The sequence below is a fragment of the Geothermobacter hydrogeniphilus genome (genome assembly GCF_002093115.1).
Taxonomy (GTDB): domain Bacteria; phylum Desulfobacterota; class Desulfuromonadia; order Desulfuromonadales; family Geothermobacteraceae; genus Geothermobacter_A; species Geothermobacter_A hydrogeniphilus.
In genome coordinates, this window is record NZ_NAAD01000002.1 from 106,427 (window position 1) to 123,634 (window position 17,208).

Annotated in this window: 14 protein-coding genes and 5 tRNA genes; 8 read left to right on the plus strand and 11 right to left on the minus strand. The window is 56.9% G+C overall.

All coding sequences use genetic code 11. The annotated features are described in order from the left end of the window. Nucleotides 1–4: 4 nt before the first annotated feature. From B5V00_RS02360 to B5V00_RS02410, 11 genes are all read right to left on the minus strand, one after another. Nucleotides 5–81: transfer RNA gene (locus B5V00_RS02360), tRNA-Asp, on the minus strand. Between the two features lie 126 nt (nt 82–207). Further along, nucleotides 208–480: an HU family DNA-binding protein gene (locus tag B5V00_RS02365; protein ID WP_085009138.1), complete on the minus strand. Its 273-nt coding sequence runs from the start codon at nt 478–480 to the stop codon at nt 208–210. 102 nt (nt 481–582) lie between these two features. Continuing rightward, complete coding sequence (gene lon / locus B5V00_RS02370; protein WP_085009140.1) at nt 583–2,997, minus strand: endopeptidase La; 2,415 nt, start codon at nt 2,995–2,997, stop codon at nt 583–585. A gap of 38 nt (nt 2,998–3,035) precedes the next feature. Next, a complete protein-coding gene (gene clpX, locus B5V00_RS02375; RefSeq protein ID WP_085009142.1) occupies nt 3,036–4,286 on the minus strand; it encodes an ATP-dependent Clp protease ATP-binding subunit ClpX in 1,251 nt (416 codons plus the stop codon). 27 nt (nt 4,287–4,313) lie between these two features. Further along, nucleotides 4,314–4,898 (minus strand): ATP-dependent Clp endopeptidase proteolytic subunit ClpP, encoded by a 585-nt coding sequence (clpP, locus tag B5V00_RS02380; RefSeq protein WP_085009144.1) that lies wholly within the window; start codon nt 4,896–4,898, stop codon nt 4,314–4,316. Nucleotides 4,899–4,901: 3 nt separating this feature from the next. After that, nucleotides 4,902–6,242, minus strand: coding sequence for a trigger factor (tig, locus tag B5V00_RS02385; RefSeq protein ID WP_085009146.1), 1,341 nt, complete (start codon nt 6,240–6,242; stop codon nt 4,902–4,904). Nucleotides 6,243–6,358: 116 nt separating this feature from the next. Then, nucleotides 6,359–6,441, minus strand: a tRNA-Leu gene (locus tag B5V00_RS02390). 117 nt (nt 6,442–6,558) lie between these two features. Beyond that, nucleotides 6,559–6,634 (minus strand) — tRNA-His (locus tag B5V00_RS02395). Between the two features lie 77 nt (nt 6,635–6,711). Next, a tRNA-Arg gene (locus B5V00_RS02400) sits at nt 6,712–6,788 on the minus strand. 9 nt (nt 6,789–6,797) lie between these two features. Next, a tRNA-Pro gene (locus B5V00_RS02405) sits at nt 6,798–6,874 on the minus strand. Nucleotides 6,875–7,015: 141 nt separating this feature from the next. Then, on the minus strand, nt 7,016–9,148 hold the full coding sequence (locus B5V00_RS02410; RefSeq protein ID WP_172399589.1) for an ABC transporter substrate-binding protein: 2,133 nt from the start codon (nt 9,146–9,148) through the stop codon (nt 7,016–7,018). Nucleotides 9,149–9,463: 315 nt separating this feature from the next. On the opposite strand from B5V00_RS02410, the gene B5V00_RS02415 reads away from it, so the two are divergent. The 8 genes from B5V00_RS02415 to B5V00_RS02450 all read left to right on the plus strand — a co-directional run bounded on the left by B5V00_RS02415 (nt 9,464) and on the right by B5V00_RS02450 (nt 17,207). Beyond that, nucleotides 9,464–10,252, plus strand: a complete 789-nt coding sequence (locus B5V00_RS02415) for an MlaE family ABC transporter permease (RefSeq protein ID WP_085009151.1) — start codon at nt 9,464–9,466, stop codon at nt 10,250–10,252. 41 nt (nt 10,253–10,293) lie between these two features. After that, nucleotides 10,294–11,085: an ABC transporter ATP-binding protein gene (locus B5V00_RS02420; protein ID WP_085009153.1), complete on the plus strand. Its 792-nt coding sequence runs from the start codon at nt 10,294–10,296 to the stop codon at nt 11,083–11,085. Next, nucleotides 11,072–11,518 carry an outer membrane lipid asymmetry maintenance protein MlaD gene (gene mlaD / locus B5V00_RS02425; protein WP_085009155.1) on the plus strand — a complete coding sequence of 149 codons (447 nt, stop codon included), beginning with the start codon at nt 11,072–11,074 and terminating at the stop codon, nt 11,516–11,518. The genes B5V00_RS02420 and mlaD overlap by 14 nt, the downstream gene beginning before the upstream one ends. A gap of 4 nt (nt 11,519–11,522) precedes the next feature. Then, nucleotides 11,523–12,308 (plus strand): MlaA family lipoprotein, encoded by a 786-nt coding sequence (locus B5V00_RS02430; RefSeq protein ID WP_085009157.1) that lies wholly within the window; start codon nt 11,523–11,525, stop codon nt 12,306–12,308. Between the two features lie 230 nt (nt 12,309–12,538). Then, on the plus strand, nt 12,539–13,126 hold the full coding sequence (locus B5V00_RS02435) for an MlaC/ttg2D family ABC transporter substrate-binding protein (protein ID WP_085009159.1): 588 nt from the start codon (nt 12,539–12,541) through the stop codon (nt 13,124–13,126). Between the two features lie 16 nt (nt 13,127–13,142). Next, a complete protein-coding gene (locus B5V00_RS02440; protein WP_085009161.1) occupies nt 13,143–13,637 on the plus strand; it encodes a Crp/Fnr family transcriptional regulator in 495 nt (164 codons plus the stop codon). A gap of 273 nt (nt 13,638–13,910) precedes the next feature. Then, on the plus strand, nt 13,911–14,111 hold the full coding sequence (locus tag B5V00_RS02445) for a cold-shock protein (RefSeq protein ID WP_085009163.1): 201 nt from the start codon (nt 13,911–13,913) through the stop codon (nt 14,109–14,111). 138 nt (nt 14,112–14,249) lie between these two features. After that, nucleotides 14,250–17,207 carry an insulinase family protein gene (locus B5V00_RS02450; protein ID WP_085009165.1) on the plus strand — a complete coding sequence of 986 codons (2,958 nt, stop codon included), beginning with the start codon at nt 14,250–14,252 and terminating at the stop codon, nt 17,205–17,207. Nucleotide 17,208 lies beyond the last annotated feature (1 nt).

Here is a 17,208-nt window from a genome sequence, read left to right on the forward strand (position 1 = left end):
ATGATGGCGGGGCTGACGGGACTCGAACCCGCGACCTCCGGCGTGACAGGCCGGCGTTGTAACCGACTCTACTACAGCCCCGCAACTGAACAAGACAGAAATAGGAAACAGAAAATAGTGGAAGCCTTGAGAAAACTATTCTCTGTTTCCTATTTCCACGTGGCCGCCGAAAACGACGGCCACGCATGAAACATCAGGTTTGTTCGCCTAGTTGACCGCGTCCTTCAGAGCCTTGCCGGCTTTGAACTTGGGGGTCTTGGCAGCCGGAATGTTGATCGGCTCACCGGTCTGGGGATTCTTGCCGGTACGGGCGGCCCGGTCACCAACACTGAAGGTGCCAAAGCCGACGAGAGCAACCTTGTCGCCAGCCTTGAGGGCGTCAGTGATAACACCGGTGAAAGCTGCCAGAGCCTTTTCGGCATCGGCCTTGCTCAGCCCTGCCTTTTCCGCCATCGCATTTACAAGATCAGCCTTGGTCACAACAAACCTCCATTTATAAATGATTGATAAAGCCCTGCTGAAAACGGGACATATATAGCAGACTCCAAAAAATGAAGTCAAGCACTAAATACGGCAAAAACCCTAGTGTCGCACCGCCTCTTCGACACTCTCGGAGTAGACGCTCTGCCCGAGCACGGCATCTTCCTTCCCGACCCGCAGGGCCGCGGAAATCACGTCATCCATGTGAGCAACGGGTACGACTTCCAGATCTTTGCGAACCTGGCCGGGCACCTCTTCAAGATCCTTCTCATTCTCCTGCGGGATCAGGACACGACCGATACCGCCACGCCGCGCCGCCAGCAGCTTCTCCTTCAGACCGCCGATCGGGAGCACCCGGCCCTGCAGGGTGATTTCGCCGGTCATGGCCACATCACGATCAACAGGCCGTCCGGTCAGAGCTGAAGCCAGGGCCGTTGCCATGGTAATACCCGCGGAAGGTCCATCCTTGGGAATCGCTCCCTCGGGAACGTGAATATGGATATCCAGCTTGTGATAAAAATCCTTGTCAAGCCCCAGTTCCCGCCAACGGGAGCGGACGTAACTCATGGCCGCCTGGGCCGACTCACGCATGACCTCGCCAAGCTTGCCGGTCACCGTCAATTTCCCCTGTCCCGGCAGGACCACAACCTCGATGGTGAGCAACTCACCGCCAACCTCGGTCCAGGCCAGGCCGGTGACCAGACCAACCCGGTTCTGCTCTTCCTTGACACCGAAATTGAACCGCGGCACCCCAAGATATTTTTTAACCTGTCCGCCACCGACCACGAAACGCCTGTCCTTCCGCCTGGACTTGACCACCTCCCGGGCAATCTTTCGACAAATGGTGGCAAATTCCCGCTCAAGACTGCGCACCCCGGCCTCACGGGTATAGTGACGAACGATTTCATAAATGGCCGCATCCGAAAAACGTACCTGATCCGGGCTGAGGCCATGAGCCTCAAGCTGCTTGCCGGCCAGGTAGCGGCGGGCAATATGCAGCTTTTCCTCTTCGGTGTAACCTTCGATGCGGATAATTTCCATGCGATCCTGCAGGGGACGCGGAATATTGTGCAGCGTATTGGCGGTCGTCACGAACATGACGCCCGACAGGTCATACTCGACATCGAGAAAATGGTCCCCGAACGAAGCGTTCTGCTCCGGATCAAGCACTTCCAGCAACGCCGAAGAAGGGTCCCCACGAAAATCGGTACTCATCTTGTCAATTTCATCGAGCAGGAAAACCGGATTTTTGACCCCAGCCTTACGCAACCCCTGAATGATCTTGCCCGGCATGGCGCCGATGTAGGTCCGCCTGTGTCCCCTGATCTCCGCCTCATCACGAACGCCGCCGAGAGAAATCCGGACGAACTTTCGTCCCATGGCACGGGCGATGGATCGGCCCAGAGAGGTTTTTCCCACTCCCGGAGGACCGACCAGGCAAAGAATGGGGCCCTTGATCTTTTTCGCCAGCGACTGCACGGCAAGATACTCGAGAATTCGTTCCTTGACCTTCTTCAGACCATAGTGATCAGCCTCAAGAACCTGTTCGGCATGAACGATATCGAGTTGATCCTTGGTGCCTTTTTTCCACGGCAGCGCAATCAGCCAGTCGAGATAATTGCGGACCACGGTCGCCTCGGCCGACATCGGCGACATCATTTTCAGCTTGCGCAGTTCGGCGAGGGCCTTTTCGGTCCCCTCCTTCGACATCTTCTTCTGCTGGATACTTTCCTCGAGTTCGCGCAACTCCTGCTTGAACTCATCCTTCTCTCCCAGCTCTTTCTGGATGGCGCGCATCTGCTCGTTGAGATAATACTCCTTCTGGCTGCGCTCCATCTGGTTCTTGACCCGGCTGCGGATTTTCTTCTCAATCTGCAGGATCTCGACCTCACGCTCCAGCAGCCCCAGCAGATTCTCCAGCCGCTCCACCGAATCCATGGTCGCCAGGATCTCCTGTTTTTCAGCGATTCGCACGTTCAGGTGGGCGATAATGGTGTCGGCCAGACGACCGGCCTCACTGATTCCCTTGACCGAGGAAACCATCTCCGCCGGCACTTTTTTGCTCAGATTGATGTAATTTTCGAACGCATCATTGACACTACGGATCAGTGCTTCGATTTCGGCTGATCCGGAATCCCGATCCTCAAGAGCCTCGATGGAGACAAAATAACAGTCATCCCGCTCCATCATCGCCTGGATATGACCGCGCATCTTGCCCTCGACCAGCACCTTGACAGTCCCATCTGGCAGCTTGAGCATCTGGATGACCTGGCCGACCGTACCTATCTCGTAGATATCTTCGGCCTGGGGTTCATCGTTTTTGGGGTCTTTCTGTGTCGCCAGAAACACCAGCTTGTCTTTTTCCATCGCCCCTTCAAGGGCATTGATGGAACGCGGCCGGCCGACGAACAACGGGGTGACCATGTGCGGGAAAATGACAATGTCGCGCAGAGGGAGAAGCGGCAGAAGCTCGGCAGAAGGCTCCTGTCCGGAGTAATCCTCAAGAATTTCAGTCATAATAGTGAGCGGCTCCGATGGCCGGGGGCAAACCCCCCTCAGGCCGATTCAGCACATTCGTAAAGTACAATCGGACGGGATCGTTTGAGAATGGTCTCTTCGTTGATGACCACCTCCTTGACCCGGTCCTGAGACGGAATGTCGTACATCACCTCAAGCATGGCTGTTTCCAGGATCGAACGCAGACCGCGGGCCCCAGTCTTGCGGGTCAGGGTCTCCCTGGCGATGGCCACCAGGGCGCCGTCAGTAAATTTGAGGGTGACATTCTCCATCTCGAAGAGTTTCTGGTATTGCTTGATCAGAGCGTTTTTCGGCTCTTTGAGGATCTCGATCAGGGCCGTCTCGTCGAGTTCCTCGAGGGTGGCGATCACCGGCAGACGTCCGACAAACTCGGGGATCAACCCGTACTTGAGCAGGTCGACCGGCTCGATGCGGGACAGGATTTCCCCCAGGTTCTTCTCTTCCCGCGACTTGATTTCGGCCCCGAAGCCCATGCTTTTGGCGCCGCAGCGACGGGTAATAACGTCCTCGATCCCGGCAAAAGCACCACCACAGATAAAGAGAATGTTTGTGGTATCGACCTTGAGGAATTCCTGTTGCGGATGCTTGCGACCACCCTTGGGAGGCACGCTGGCGGTGGTCCCCTCGATGATTTTCAACAAGGCCTGCTGGACTCCCTCACCGGAGACATCCCGGGTGATCGAAGGCGAGTCGGACTTGCGGGCAATCTTGTCGACCTCATCGATATAGATAATACCCCGCTGCGCCTTCTCCAGGTCGTAATCGGCCGCCTGCAACAGGCTGAGGATGATATTCTCAACATCCTCGCCCACGTAACCGGCCTCGGTCAGGTTGGTGGCATCGGCAATCGCAAAGGGAACGTTCAAAACCCGGGCCAGGGTCTGGGCCAGCAGGGTCTTGCCGCTGCCGGTGGGACCAAGCAGCAGGATGTTGCTTTTCTGGATTTCGACATCCTCGTTGCGGGCGGCATACTCCACCCGCTTGTAGTGATTGTAGACCGCAACCGCGAGGATTTTTTTCGCCAGCTCCTGGCCGATAACGAAATCATCAAGAATATCCTTGATCTCGGAAGGCCGGGGCAATTTAGCGTCGCCGTCTCCCGCGCCTTCGTCAAGCTTGGCCTCTTCCGCGATGATATCCTTGCAGAGGTCGATACATTCATCGCAGATATAGACCGCGGGACCGGCAATCAGTTTCTTTACTTCGTCCTGAGCTTTTCCACAGAAGGAACAGCTCAACTCGCTGGACTGATCATCTCTTTGGCTCACACATCACCTTCCCGGGATGAAAAGGGGTCACCCCTTCCTGGTAACTATATCGTCCAGAATACCATACTCTTTAGCCATGACACCACTCATGAAAAAATCGCGCTCGGTGTCAACGGCGATCTGCTCCAAGTTCTGACCGGTATGGTCGGCCAGGATCTGGTTGAGCTGGTCACGCATCTTCAGAATTTCCTCGGCGTGGATCTTGATATCCGATGCCTGCCCCTGGAACCCACCGAGGGGCTGATGAATCATGATCCTGGCGTTGGGCAGAGCATAGCGCTTGCCCTTCTCACCGGCCGCCAGCAGGACAGCTCCCATGCTGGCCGCCTGGCCGACACAGATGGTCGATACCGGGGCCTTGACATGTTGCATGGTGTCGTAGATGGCCAGACCACCGGTCACGACACCGCCCGGCGAATTGATATACAGATGGATATCCTTGTCCGGGTCTTCCGATTCGAGGAAGAGCAACTGGGCAATCACCAAGTTGGCGACATTGTCGTCAATCGGACCACCGAGAAAGATAATGCGGTCCTTCAGCAACCGGGAATAAATATCATAAGCCCGCTCGCCACGACCGGTCTGCTCAACCACCATCGGTATCAGGGTCATGATCTACACCTCCGCCGGGGATTCGGATTCTTCAGCCGGCTGGTTTTCCGCCAACTGATCCTTGCTCACTTCGGTCACGGTCGCCTTTTCCAGAAGAAAGGCAATGGTCTTTTCTTCAACGATCTGGGACTTCAGTGAACTCCGGGCCTCATCGTTGTCGTAATACTTCTTGACCGCATCCAGGGAAGCGTTGGCCATGGCGGCAATCTCTTCGAGCTTACCGTCAATTTCTCCATCCTCAACCGCAATCTCTTCCTGGCGGGCAATCGCTTCAAGAATCAGGCTGCCCTGAACCTGCCCGACAGCTGTCTCGCGGTACATGGCGGCGAAAGATTCTTCGTTCATGCCGAGCATTTCCAGGGACATGCCCTGCTGCTGCATACGATTGCGGATATTGTCGAGCATGTATTCCAGCTGCTGCTGAACCATGGCCTCCGGCACGTCAACCGGGTTACGCTCCACCAGGGCCTTGACCAGACGCTCGCGCAGTTCACTGTCGATCCGGCCGGTTTCCTGCTCACGATAGTTTTCAGCCAGCTTCTCCTTCAGCTCGGCGAGGCTGTCAACACCGTAGCCCTTGGCAAACTCGTCGTCGAGTTCAGGGACTTTCTTCTCCTTGATTTCGTGCAGCTTGACCTTGAAGACCGCCGGCCTTCCGGCCAGATCCTTGTTGCCGTACTCTTCCGGAAAACTGACCTCGATCTCTTTTTCCTCGTCCCGCTTCATGCCGACCACCTGCTCCTCGAACCCGGGAATGAACGATCCCGATCCGAGTTCCAGAACATGCCCCTCGGCCGTGCCGCCCTCGAAAGCCTCACCGTCGACAAAGCCTTGAAAATCGATGGTCACGAAGTCACCCTCGCGGGCTTTTTTACGCTTGCTGACCTCCATCGACGAACGGGATTTCTGCATCTCTTCGAGACGATGGTCCAGCAGCTCCTGGTCGAGAGCAAAGATCTCCTTCTCCAGTTGCAGGCCGGTATAGTCACAGGCGGTTACCTCTGGCTTGACCTCTACCTCGGCAACGTAAGTGAAGGGGGTTCCCTTGGCAATCTCACCCGACTCGATGATCTCCGGGTTGCCAACCGCCGGTAACTGATGATCGACCAGGGCCTTGAAATAACTGTCGTTGATCAGCCGGGTCAGCACCTTCTCGCGCATCTGCGGCGCGTAGTACTGCTCCAGCACCTTAGGCGGCACCTTGCCCTTGCGAAATCCCTTGACCTTGGCGGTCCTGGCAATCTCTCCGTACGCACGGCGGATTTCCTCACCGACCTGGTCGGCATTCAATTCAAAGGACAGTTTCTTGCGGATACTGCTGACTTCTTCGACCTTGACATTCATCTGATCACCTCTATTGAAATAGACTGACTCGGCTCCAGAACAAAAAGTCCGCAACCCGGCAAACGGGCTGCGGAAGCGCCCGCCGACACGCGGCTGCTCACAGGCGACAGGGGGGATGGTGCGAGAGGGGGGACTCGAACCCCCACGGTTGCCCGCTGGATCCTAAATCCAGTGCGTCTGCCAATTCCGCCACTCTCGCGAAACCGACCTTGTTCCTGACCTCTTAAAATAAGAAAGCCCACCCCTCTCCGCAGTCCCCCGCGGACTGTGCCGCGTATGTTCGTTACGGTTTCCGGGCGGGCTATCGATGTTGAAATGGGGTGAGTGAAGGGATTTGAACCCTCGACAACTGGAGCCACAATCCAGCGCTCTACCAACTGAGCTACACCCACCACAAGCGAGGGGGAATACTACCCAAAAGCAGATTGGCTGTCAAACCTAAAAAAACGTCTTCCAGCACGAATAAAAGTGGCACGCCAGGAAGGACTCGAACCCTCGACCCACGGCTTAGAAGGCCGTTGCTCTATCCAGCTGAGCTACTGGCGCTGACAACTATGGTCGGGGAGACAGGATTCGAACCTGCGACATCGAGTTCCCAAAACTCGCGCGCTACCAGACTGCGCCACTCCCCGATATGTATCCCTGACCTGTCGGCAATGCCGCTTCAGAAGAAGCCCTGCTTTTCCTCAACAGTCGACAGTATATTCCAACGGAGGCGGTTTTTACCATGCCCGGGCAAGCATTGCAAGACCCTGATCACCAGAACCGGAAAATCAGTTAACCGGCAGGATCGTCACGACCCTGGTAAATTCCCCGTTCCTGCTTTCGATACGGATATCACCACCATGGTCCTGCATGATCCGGCAACTGATGGAAAGCCCCAACCCGGCTCCCTCTTTTCCCGGTTTTGTCGTGAAAAAGGGGGCTAACACCCGCTCCAGATCCTGATCCGCAATCCCGATCCCCTGATCATAAAAAATCGTCGCAAGGCACGAATCATCCTGAAGTTGACAACTTATCTGCAGCCGCTTCTCCGCGCAGGGGTGAAGATATTTCTGATTCAGGGCATAACGTGCATTATTGATCAGATTGAGATAAACCTGCTGAATCTGTTGCGGAACAACCCGCACCAGCGGCAATGTCTCAGGTATGTCCAGGTCCAGACAAATACCGTCTTTCTGCAATTGGGTCCGAACCAGGACCAGTGTGTCTTCGAGAATATCATGAATCCGGATCGTTTTCCTCTCCGCGGCTCCGCTCCGTGAAAAAGAGAGCAGACCGGCAACAATGGTTGCCACCCGGTCGCTTTCCTTCAATATCCTTCCCGCGATATCACACCATTTTTCCTCATGAACCAGGGCGTTCTTCAGGATCTGGGCATAGTTGATGATCCCGTTGATCGGGTTGTTGATCTCATGGGCAACACTGGCCGCCAATTCTCCGAGAGAGGCCAACTGAGCGGCCCGAATGGACTCTTCACGCAACCGGACCCGTTCGGTCACATCGGTCATGGAGACCAGGACCGCCGGGCGGCCCTGCCATTCGATCCGGACAGCCCGGTTTTCAACCCAGCCACGACTGCCGTCACGACGGACACCCTCAAAAACATAACTCTCCGGCAGGTTTTTCCCGGACAACCGGTCCTGGAGATAAGCATGCAAACGGGTGTGTTCGTGGGGGGCGATAAAATTATCAATCCACCCCATAGCAAGCAACTCCTCAGCCGTATCGCACCCGACAATTTCGGCCGCGGCCCGATTGGCAAACAGAATCCTGTCCTCCGCAACAATCAACAATCCCTGCAGAACACTTTCCACAATGGTCCGCAGCTGCTGCTCCTTGACAACCAGATCCTGCTCGGCCTTCTCCTTCAGCGCCAACATCTGCTGAAGGTTTCTGTTGACCCGGTCCAGGGCAACCGTTCTATGAGTAACCGCGTGCCGCAACCGCCAGTTGAACAGCAACAACAGCAGAAGAATGGCAAAAAAAACTCCGGAAACCGGAGCCAGCCAACCGGGAAACCCGCCGCCGGGACGATCAGGATGATACAGAAACATCCCCAGGTCCAGCCTCCCGGGTAGCATGCCGGCGTCGGAAAAAACCTGGGCGATATGTTGCCATCGACTCGGGTTCATGTGCCCGATTTCAACCAGGTCCGGCAGAATCAGCCGTCGCATCTGTTCTGCTTCATTCAGCAGTTGCCCGCGATTCAGCCGTCCGGGATAGCGCCGCAGGATCAGTTCGACAATCTCCCCGGGATGTTGCATGGCATAGTCCCAACCCTTGAGGCTGGCACGGCGGAAAGCAGCCACCTGCTGCGGATGGTCTTCAAGCTCATGACGGCTGGTAAACAGGGTATCACCGTAGAAATTGATCCCGTAATGGCTGGGACGGATCACCACCGGCCGAACATTCCGTTGTTCAAGATAGAACGGCAGGTCGGTGAGATAGCCGGCCATCGCCGCAACCCGACCGCTGACCAGGTCCTCCGGATTTCCGGAGTGCGGCAGCAACTGGAACTGGAACTGGTTGAGATTGAACCCTTCGGCGCGCAGCATGGCGACAAGTTCCGGCTCGGTGGTAGGGGAAAGCATCACCGGCTTCCCGGCCAGGTCGGCCAGTGAATTGATGCCGGAATCCTCACGGGCGATCAGAGCCAGCGGTGACTGCTGGAAGACAACGGCCAGGGCCACCAGGGGCGCCCCCCCGGCACAGGCGAGCAATGCGGTTGAATTATGCACCATGTACTGAGCCCTGCCGCTGACCAGTTCCTGCACGATATCCTGACCGGGAGAGCCTTCCCGGACCTCGACCCGCAACCCTTCCGCACGATAAAACCCCTTGGCCATGGCAGCATAGTAACCGGCGAATTGAAACTGGTGCCGCCACTTGAGCTGCAGAACCACCGTCTCCGGTTCTGCCGCGTGAAGCGTTCCCAGACAGAACGGGACGGACAAAACACACGGGATGAGTATTTTGAAAAAGGCGTTCAGCAGAGACATCGAAAGGGCCCCGGCAAATGGACATCAATCTCAACCTGAATACGGTCACAGTGGAACATATGAAGCCAAAATAGCATGAACTCCGGGGCCACCCCAACACCTAAACCATCAGCAGAAAAACTCATCATCATCCAATCTTCCCCGGCTGCGGCACAGCTCATGCGGGCAAACGATTTTCCTATTGCAAAGCGGACTCAATTGGTTATTCTCAAGAGTATTATGTTGAAGCTATTGGAAAAACTCGGTTATGAGAGTCTGTACCTGCTTGAAGTCACCGGTCGAATGGGCATTTTCCTGTTCTCCTGCCTCGGCCGGGTCCTGGCGCCACCCTACAAGCTGAATCCGGTCATCAGACAGATTCATTTCATCGGTAGCCGGTCCGTCTTTGTCATCCTCTTCACCGGAACTTTCACCGGCATGGTCCTGGCTCTGCAGGGTTATTACACGCTGCGCAAGTTCGGTTCCGAAGGCCTGCTGGGTTCCGCCGTCGCCCTCTCCCTGCTGCGCGAACTCGGACCGGTCCTGACGGCGCTGATGGTCATCGGCCGGGCCGGGTCGGCGATCACCGCCGAGGTCGGCATCATGCGCAACTCGGAGCAGATCGATGCCCTTGAATGCATGGCTATCGACCCCTACAAGTACCTGATCGCTCCCAAATTCGTCGCCGGCCTGATCGCCATGCCGCTGCTGACCTTCATCTTTGACGTGGTCGGCATCTTCGGCGGCTGGGCGGTCGGGGTCGGCCTGCTCGACATCAACCAGGGAACATTTTTCCAGTCCATGTATAAAGCGGTCGCCTGGCAGGACATCAATATGGGTATCATCAAGGCGCTGATTTTCGGACTGCTGATGATCTGGATCTGTTCGGTCAAGGGTTATTTCCTGCACCTCGACCGTTCAGGGGGATTCGGCGCCGAGGGAGTCAGCCGCACCACAACCTCCGCGGTGGTACTGTCATCGGTATCGATCCTGGTCTGGGATTACCTGATCAGCGCCATCATGCTCTGATCTTCGACAGGTTCATTGCTCTTCAATCCCGGAACACGGACATGGATTCAGAAATTATCATCGAACTGATCAATGTTGAAAAATCCTTCGGCAGCCAGAAGGTTCTCGACCGGGTCAACCTGCAGGTCCGCCGCGGGACAACCCTGGTCATCGTCGGCGCCTCCGGACAGGGGAAAAGCGTCATTCTCAAGCACATGCTCGGCCTGGTCAGACCCGATGCCGGGCAGGTCAAGGTCTTCGGCAAGGACATTGCCAACTGCAGCAAATCCGAACTGAAAGAGGTCCGGAAAAGCTTCGGGGTTCTTTTTCAGAATGTCGCCCTGTTCGATTCGATGACCGTCTATGACAACATCGCCCTGCCCCTACGGGAGAGAACCCACCTCTCCGAAGCCGAAATCCGGGCCAACGTCGAGGAGAAGCTCGCCATGATGGACCTCGACAAGGCTGGAAACAAATTCCCGGCCCAGATCAGCGGCGGCATGCAGAAACGGGTCGGCCTCGCCCGAGCGCTGGTCCTCGACCCGAGCATTGTGTTTTTCGATGAGCCGACCACCGGGCTCGATGTCAACAAGAGCAACGAAATCTACCGCCTGTTTTACAAAACCCAGGCCCAGCTCGGGTATACCGCCGTCATTGTCAGTCATGACGTGCCCAAGATCTTCAAACTCTCCGACCACGTGGCGCTGCTGGCCAACAAGCAGATCCAGGGTTGCCTGACTCCGGAAGAATTTCAGCTTTCGGACAACCCCCACATCCGCAGCTTCGTTGAAACGACCATGGGGCCGATATATTCAAGTGAACGGGAGGAATCGAGTTTTTATGAAAAAATTTAATATCGAAATAGCCGTCGGCCTTTTCCTGGTCCTGAGCTTCCTCTGCTTTGCCTATATTTCTATTAAACTGGGCAATCTCAACCTGTTCGGCAACCCGACCTATCAGGTGGTCGCCCGTTTCGAGTCGATTTCCGGCCTCAAGGTCGGCGCCAACATCGAAATCGCCGGCGTCAAGGTCGGCCGGGTGGCCGCCATCCATCTCGACCAGGATGATTACGAGGCGGTGGTGAATCTTGAGATCAACAACAAGACCAGAATCCAGGAAGACAGCATCGCCTCGATCCGCTCCGCCGGAATCATCGGTGACAAGTACGTCAGCATTTCTCCAGGCGGCTCGGATGACTACCTGAAGGCGGGTGACGAGATCACCGAGACAGAGTCAGCCATCAATATTGAGGAACTGATCAGTAAATATATTTTTGAAAAGGATTAGCTCGATGTCCAAATTGATCACCACGCTTCTGCTGAGCATTTTTCTTGTCCTGCCCCTGGCCGGTTTTGCCGCCGACGTGCAACCGTCCACAGCCGGATCCCGGGTGGCAACTGGGGACGGGCAACCCGCCGTCGATACGGAGGGCGATTTCGATGACCCCTTCGCCGATGAAGAGATCGTTGTCAACGACCCGATCGAACCCTTCAACCGGGCCATGTTCTGGTTCAACGACAAACTCTACTTCTATGTCCTCAAGCCCATCGCCCGCGGCTACCGGATCATTCCTGAGCCAGCACGGGTATCAGTCGACAACTTCTTTCGCAACATTGAAACACCGGTCCGACTGGTGAATACCCTGCTGCAATTCAAGATGGAAGATTCGGGCACGGAAATCGGTCGCTTCGCAGTCAATACCACCGTCGGCCTGCTCGGGCTGTTCGACCCGGCCAAAAGCTGGCTGGGGTGGGAAAGGAAAGACGAAGACTTCGGGCAGACCCTCGGCTATTACGGCTCCGGTCCCGGACTGTACATCGTCTGGCCGGTGATGGGACCTTCCAACCTTCGTGACAGCGTCGGCATGGCTGGTGACTACTTCGCCCACCCCCTCTACTCCCCCCTCTATTTCAAGTTGAAAACCTGGGAACAGTATGCCCTCTACGGGCTCGACTCAACCAACAAGACCTCCCTTGACCGGGACACCTATGAAGGCATCAAGAAAGACGCGCTGGATCCCTACCTTTTTGTCAGGGATGCCTACCAGCAGCACCGGGAAGCGCAGATAAACCGGTAGAACAACATCCGTGATCCACGGTATACTTAAACCTGAATCAGTGAACCGCTTGTCGGCGGAGAGCACAAGTTATTGATCTGCCGGAGCCTCCCAAAAATCACCAGCGAACCTGTGGGTGCGCTTCAGATTTTTGGAAATCTCATTCAGACCAAGCAGTTACACTCTCCATCCAACAGGACCTCACGGATTCAGATTAGAGGAAATAAAATCGACTCTTAAGGAGAGATTCAATGACTGTTCGACATCTTTGTCTGCTGGCGCTGCTGATCAGCCTGGCCTGGCCGTTGACGGCCAGTGCCAACACCCCGAAACACGACATATCCGGCACCGTGGACAATATTCTGGTGGTATTGCGCAACCATGAACTTTCCGCCGAACAACGCCGCGAGCAACTCAGCAACCTGATCCGGCAACGATTTGAATTCACCGTCATGTCGCGCAGCACCCTGGGTAAAAACTGGAGAAAAGCCAGCACGGAACAGCGGCAGGAATTCATGAAACTGTTCTCCGACCTGCTGGAAGCGACCTATATCGGTCGCATCGAAAGCTACACCAACGAGCAGGTTCTCTATGGCGAAGAAAAGATCCGCGGCAAGAAAGCCCTGGTTAAAACCCTGATCAAAACCAAGACGGTCGAGATCCCCATTGACTACAAACTGGTCAAAAAAGAAAACAGCTGGTTCGTCTATGACGTGGTCATCGAAGGGGTAAGCCTGGTCCGCAATTTCCGCAGCAGTTACAACAGCATCATCGACCGGGAGGGCTTTGACGGCCTGTTTGGTAAAATGCGGACAAAAATCGCCGAACTGCGCAAGTAGAAAAGGCAGAACGACTATGGGACAAGCAACATCTTTTGTTTGTGACGGGGTCTGTGAAGAACGGCTCTGCGGACGCATGAAGCAGGAGTTGCGTTTTTTCAACTTCATGGAAGACGAAGACCTGGATGAGGTCAGCCATTATTTCGAATGTCGCCAGGTGCCGGCCGGACAGACCCTGTGGAAAGAAGGAGAACCGGGAACCTTCGTTGTCTTCATTATCAACGGCCGCGTCGAACTGCGCAAGGAAACGGAATTCAAAGGACGCAGCGTGGTCGTGGGAATTTACGGCCAGGGATCAATCGCCGGAGAGCTCTGCCTACTGGACCACAGCCCGCGGACCGAAACGGCCATCGCCCTCGACCATGTCGACCTGATTATTCTGACCGCCAACCACTTCGAGCAAATGATGACCCTTCATCCGGAACTGGGCAACAAGCTGCTGCGCGGCATGCTGCTGACCGTGTCCCGCAGATTGAAAAAATCGTTCGAACGACTCGCCTCCATTTTCTGATCTCACTCCTTTCGCTCAAGAAGCCAAGCCTCCGATATCACGCTTTTTTTCTGTTTCAAACCTTTTCAGTCAAAAAAAACTTGCCTCGACCACGAGGTCATGATATAAGGCAAGTGATTCTTCAGGTTAACTCCAGGTAACAATGCAAGTTTTCAAACGCAATAGCAGGAAAAGAAAACGGTCGCACACCTGAGGAAGGCGTGCGGCTTTTTTTATTTCCAAAGGGTTCCAGGACCCGCAACTAAAGCCCTGCGAGGGTAAAAGGAGCAGAAGATGGCAGAAGGTGTTGTGAAATGGTTCAATGATGCTAAAGGTTTCGGTTTTATTGCCCAGGAGGGTGGCCCTGATGTTTTTGTTCACTTCTCCTCCATCCAGGCCGATGGTTTCAAGTCCCTTGCCGAAGGGGACCGTGTTTCATTTGACATCACCGAAGGCCAGAAAGGCCCGCAGGCCGCGAACGTCGCCAAGATTTAATCCCGGCGAAAAGGAATACAGAAGCCCCGCGGTTCAATCCGCGGGGCTTTTTTTGTGCCCCGGCAACACTTCCCGCTCCTGTCGGCTACACTTGACCTGACAGTTGCCCGCAATCTGAACCCTGGAGTCACGACAATCATGCAAGAACCCCGCTTCCACCCGGGAGAAACCATTTCCGGTTTTCTGGTCCATGAAAATGAAACAATCGCCACCCTGAACCTGCAATTGATCCGCCTCGAACATCAGCAGACCGGTGCCCGCTACCTGCACCTGGCGACCGAAGATCCCAACAACCTGTTCGCCGTCGGTTTCCGCACTCCGCCGAAGGATTCCACGGGAGTCGCCCACATCCTTGAACACACGGTCCTTTGCGGCTCACGACGCTATCCGGTCCGGGACCCGTTTTTTTCCATGCTCAAACGTTCGCTGAACACCTTCATGAACGCCATGACGGCCAGCGACTGGACCTGCTACCCCTTCGCCAGCCAGAACCGGACAGACTTTGACAACCTGCTCGGTATCTACCTGGACGCGGTTTTCTTCCCGCTGTTGCGCGAGCAGGATTTTCTCCAGGAAGGGCACCGCCTTGAATTTGCAGAAAGAGACAATCCTTCATCGAAACTGACCATTCAGGGCGTGGTCTACAATGAAATGAAGGGCGCGATGGCCTCACCGTCCTCGCTGCTCAGCCGACGGCTGGCCCGCGCTCTCTACCCGACCACCACCTATCACCACAACTCCGGCGGAGAACCCTCCGAAATCCCGAAATTGAGTTGGCAGCAGCTCCGGGAGTTCCATGCCGCCTACTATCACCCCAGCAACAGCTGGCTGTTCAGCTATGGGAATTTTCCTCTCGTCGAACACCTGGAGAAAGTCGAGGAACTGGCCCTGCGACACTTCACCCGCCGACCGGTCGCAAGCGAAGTCCCGTCTGAACAACGGCTCGACCAACCACGCGTCGTCGAGGAGCCTTACGCCCTGGCAGCGGATGAGAACCCTCAAGGCAAATCGATGGTTCAGGTGGCCTGGTTGACCAGCGACATCGAGGACCACGAACTGCGCCTGGCGCAGAATCTGCTCTCGGTCCTGCTGCTCGGCAACCCCGCCGCCCCCCTCTACCGGGCCCTGCTGGAAAGCCGCCTCGGCAGCAACCTCGCCCCCGGATGCGGCTACCATGACGACAACCGCACCACCTATTTCGCCGCCGGGCTGCAGGGGACGGATCCCGAGCGGGCCGGGCAGATCGAACAGCTTGTTCTCCAGACCCTTGAACAGGCGGCCGCCACCGGCTTTGAACCGGAGCGCGTCGAAGGGGCACTGCATCGCCTGGAATTCGCCAACCGGGAAGTCAGCGGCGACAGCTATCCCTACCCCCTGGGCCTGCTGATGCGCCTCTTCGGTCCCTGGCTGCACGCCGATGAAGCCGCCGCGCCGCTGCGCATCGATCTGCACCTGCAGCAACTGCGAAAACGCCTGCGGGACCCCGCCTACCTCCCGAAAATGATACGGCGCCTGCTGCTCGACAATCCTCACCGGGTCCGCCTGCTGCTGCGTCCCGACCAGACGCTGGAGGCGCGGGAAAATGAACGGCTTGAAAAGGAGTTGCAGGCGGTTCGCGAACAGCTTGGATCGCAGCAGGCACGGGCGTTGATCAAACGCTCGGCCGAATTGCGGGCTATGCAGGAAGCCGAAGAAGACCTGAGCTGCCTGCCGACCCTCGGCCGGGCCGACATTCCCCCATCCGAACCCGTCGTCAAATCCGGCCACACGATTTTCGATCACGGCACGATAACCCGATTCGCCCAGCCGACCAACGGCATCTGTTATCTGGTCGGGCATCTGCGCGCCGACCGGCTCCCCCCCGCTCAATGCGCAGAACTGCCCCTCTTCGCTGCCCTGTTGCCACAGATCGGCGCCGGAAAGCGTGATTACCTGCAGATGGCTGCCGCCACCGAACGCTACACCGGCGGCATCCAGGCCGGTACTGAAATCCTCGAACAGCCGACGGCTGCAGCTTGTTTTCAAAGCACCCTGGTGATCAAGGGCAAAGTGCTGACACGGCACCGCGACCACCTGCTGGAACTGCTGGGCGACACGCTGCTCGCTCCCGACTTCAGTGATCTCGAACGACTGCAGACGGTCCTCAGCCAATTCCGCAGTTCCCTGGAGAACTCCATCCCCGGCTCCGGGCACAGCTATGCCGCACGCTACGCGGCGGCCAGCCTCTCCCCGGCGGCCCGGCGGCGCGAAGAATGGAGCGGCATCAGCCTGCTGCGCCGCATCCGTACCCTGACCACGGACAGCCGGGAAAACCTGGAGGACTTCGCCCAACGGCTCGATGCGCTGGCAAAAACGCTCGCCGGAGAAGCCGGTCCCGCCTGGGCGGTCACCGCCGACGAAGCGGACCTCAAGACCCTCGACAAGTCCCTCGAAATCTTCCTGCAGCGCTTCCCCGCGACCGCCGGAAACATCCCGCCCGGCGAAGAGCAATCGCACGACAGTGCCCCCCTTCACTGCGGACTGACCACCTCGGTCCCGGTCGCCTACGTCGCCCGGGTTTTCCCAACAGTATCCTACAACCACCCCGATGCCGCGCCACTGATGGTGCTGGCCAAACTGCTGCGCGCCGGCTACCTGCACCGGGAAATTCGCGAAAAAGGCGGCGCCTATGGCGGTCTGGCCGGTTGCGATGTCGAAGGCGGCACCCTCTCCCTCCTCTCCTACCGGGATCCGCATATTGTCAGAACCCTGGGAGTCTTCGATGCTGCCACCCACTGGGCAGCGGCCGCGGACTTCGACGACTCGGCCGTTGACGAAGCGGTGCTGTCAGTGTTCAGCGATCTGGATCGGCCCCTGTCCCCTGGAAGCCGTGGATCGCGAGAGTTCGCCAACCAGCTGCAGGGGCTGACCCCCGAACTGCGCCAGCAGTTCCGCGAACGGGTTCTCGCGGTACGGGCCGCCGACCTGGCCCGGGTCGCCGAGGCCTACCTGGTGGCGAACCGGGAAAAGAGCGCGGTCACGGTTGTCGCCGGTCGCGAGATGATCGATAAGGCCAACCGGGAATTGGAAACCCCGTTGGCGGTGGAGGCGATTTGAG

Coding starts and splice junctions, on each gene's coding strand:
- lon (WP_085009140.1), bottom strand. CDS start 2,997: ATGACTGAAATTCTTGAGGATTACTCCGGACAGGAGCCTTCTGCCGAG.
- clpP (WP_085009144.1), bottom strand. CDS start 4,898: ATGACCCTGATACCGATGGTGGTTGAGCAGACCGGTCGTGGCGAGCGG.
- tig (WP_085009146.1), bottom strand. CDS start 6,242: ATGAATGTCAAGGTCGAAGAAGTCAGCAGTATCCGCAAGAAACTGTCC.
- B5V00_RS02415 (WP_085009151.1), top strand. CDS start 9,464: ATGTTGAAGCTATTGGAAAAACTCGGTTATGAGAGTCTGTACCTGCTT.
- B5V00_RS02420 (WP_085009153.1), top strand. CDS start 10,294: ATGGATTCAGAAATTATCATCGAACTGATCAATGTTGAAAAATCCTTC.
- mlaD (WP_085009155.1), top strand. CDS start 11,072: ATGAAAAAATTTAATATCGAAATAGCCGTCGGCCTTTTCCTGGTCCTG.
- B5V00_RS02430 (WP_085009157.1), top strand. CDS start 11,523: ATGTCCAAATTGATCACCACGCTTCTGCTGAGCATTTTTCTTGTCCTG.
- B5V00_RS02435 (WP_085009159.1), top strand. CDS start 12,539: ATGACTGTTCGACATCTTTGTCTGCTGGCGCTGCTGATCAGCCTGGCC.
- B5V00_RS02440 (WP_085009161.1), top strand. CDS start 13,143: ATGGGACAAGCAACATCTTTTGTTTGTGACGGGGTCTGTGAAGAACGG.
- B5V00_RS02445 (WP_085009163.1), top strand. CDS start 13,911: ATGGCAGAAGGTGTTGTGAAATGGTTCAATGATGCTAAAGGTTTCGGT.
- B5V00_RS02450 (WP_085009165.1), top strand. CDS start 14,250: ATGCAAGAACCCCGCTTCCACCCGGGAGAAACCATTTCCGGTTTTCTG.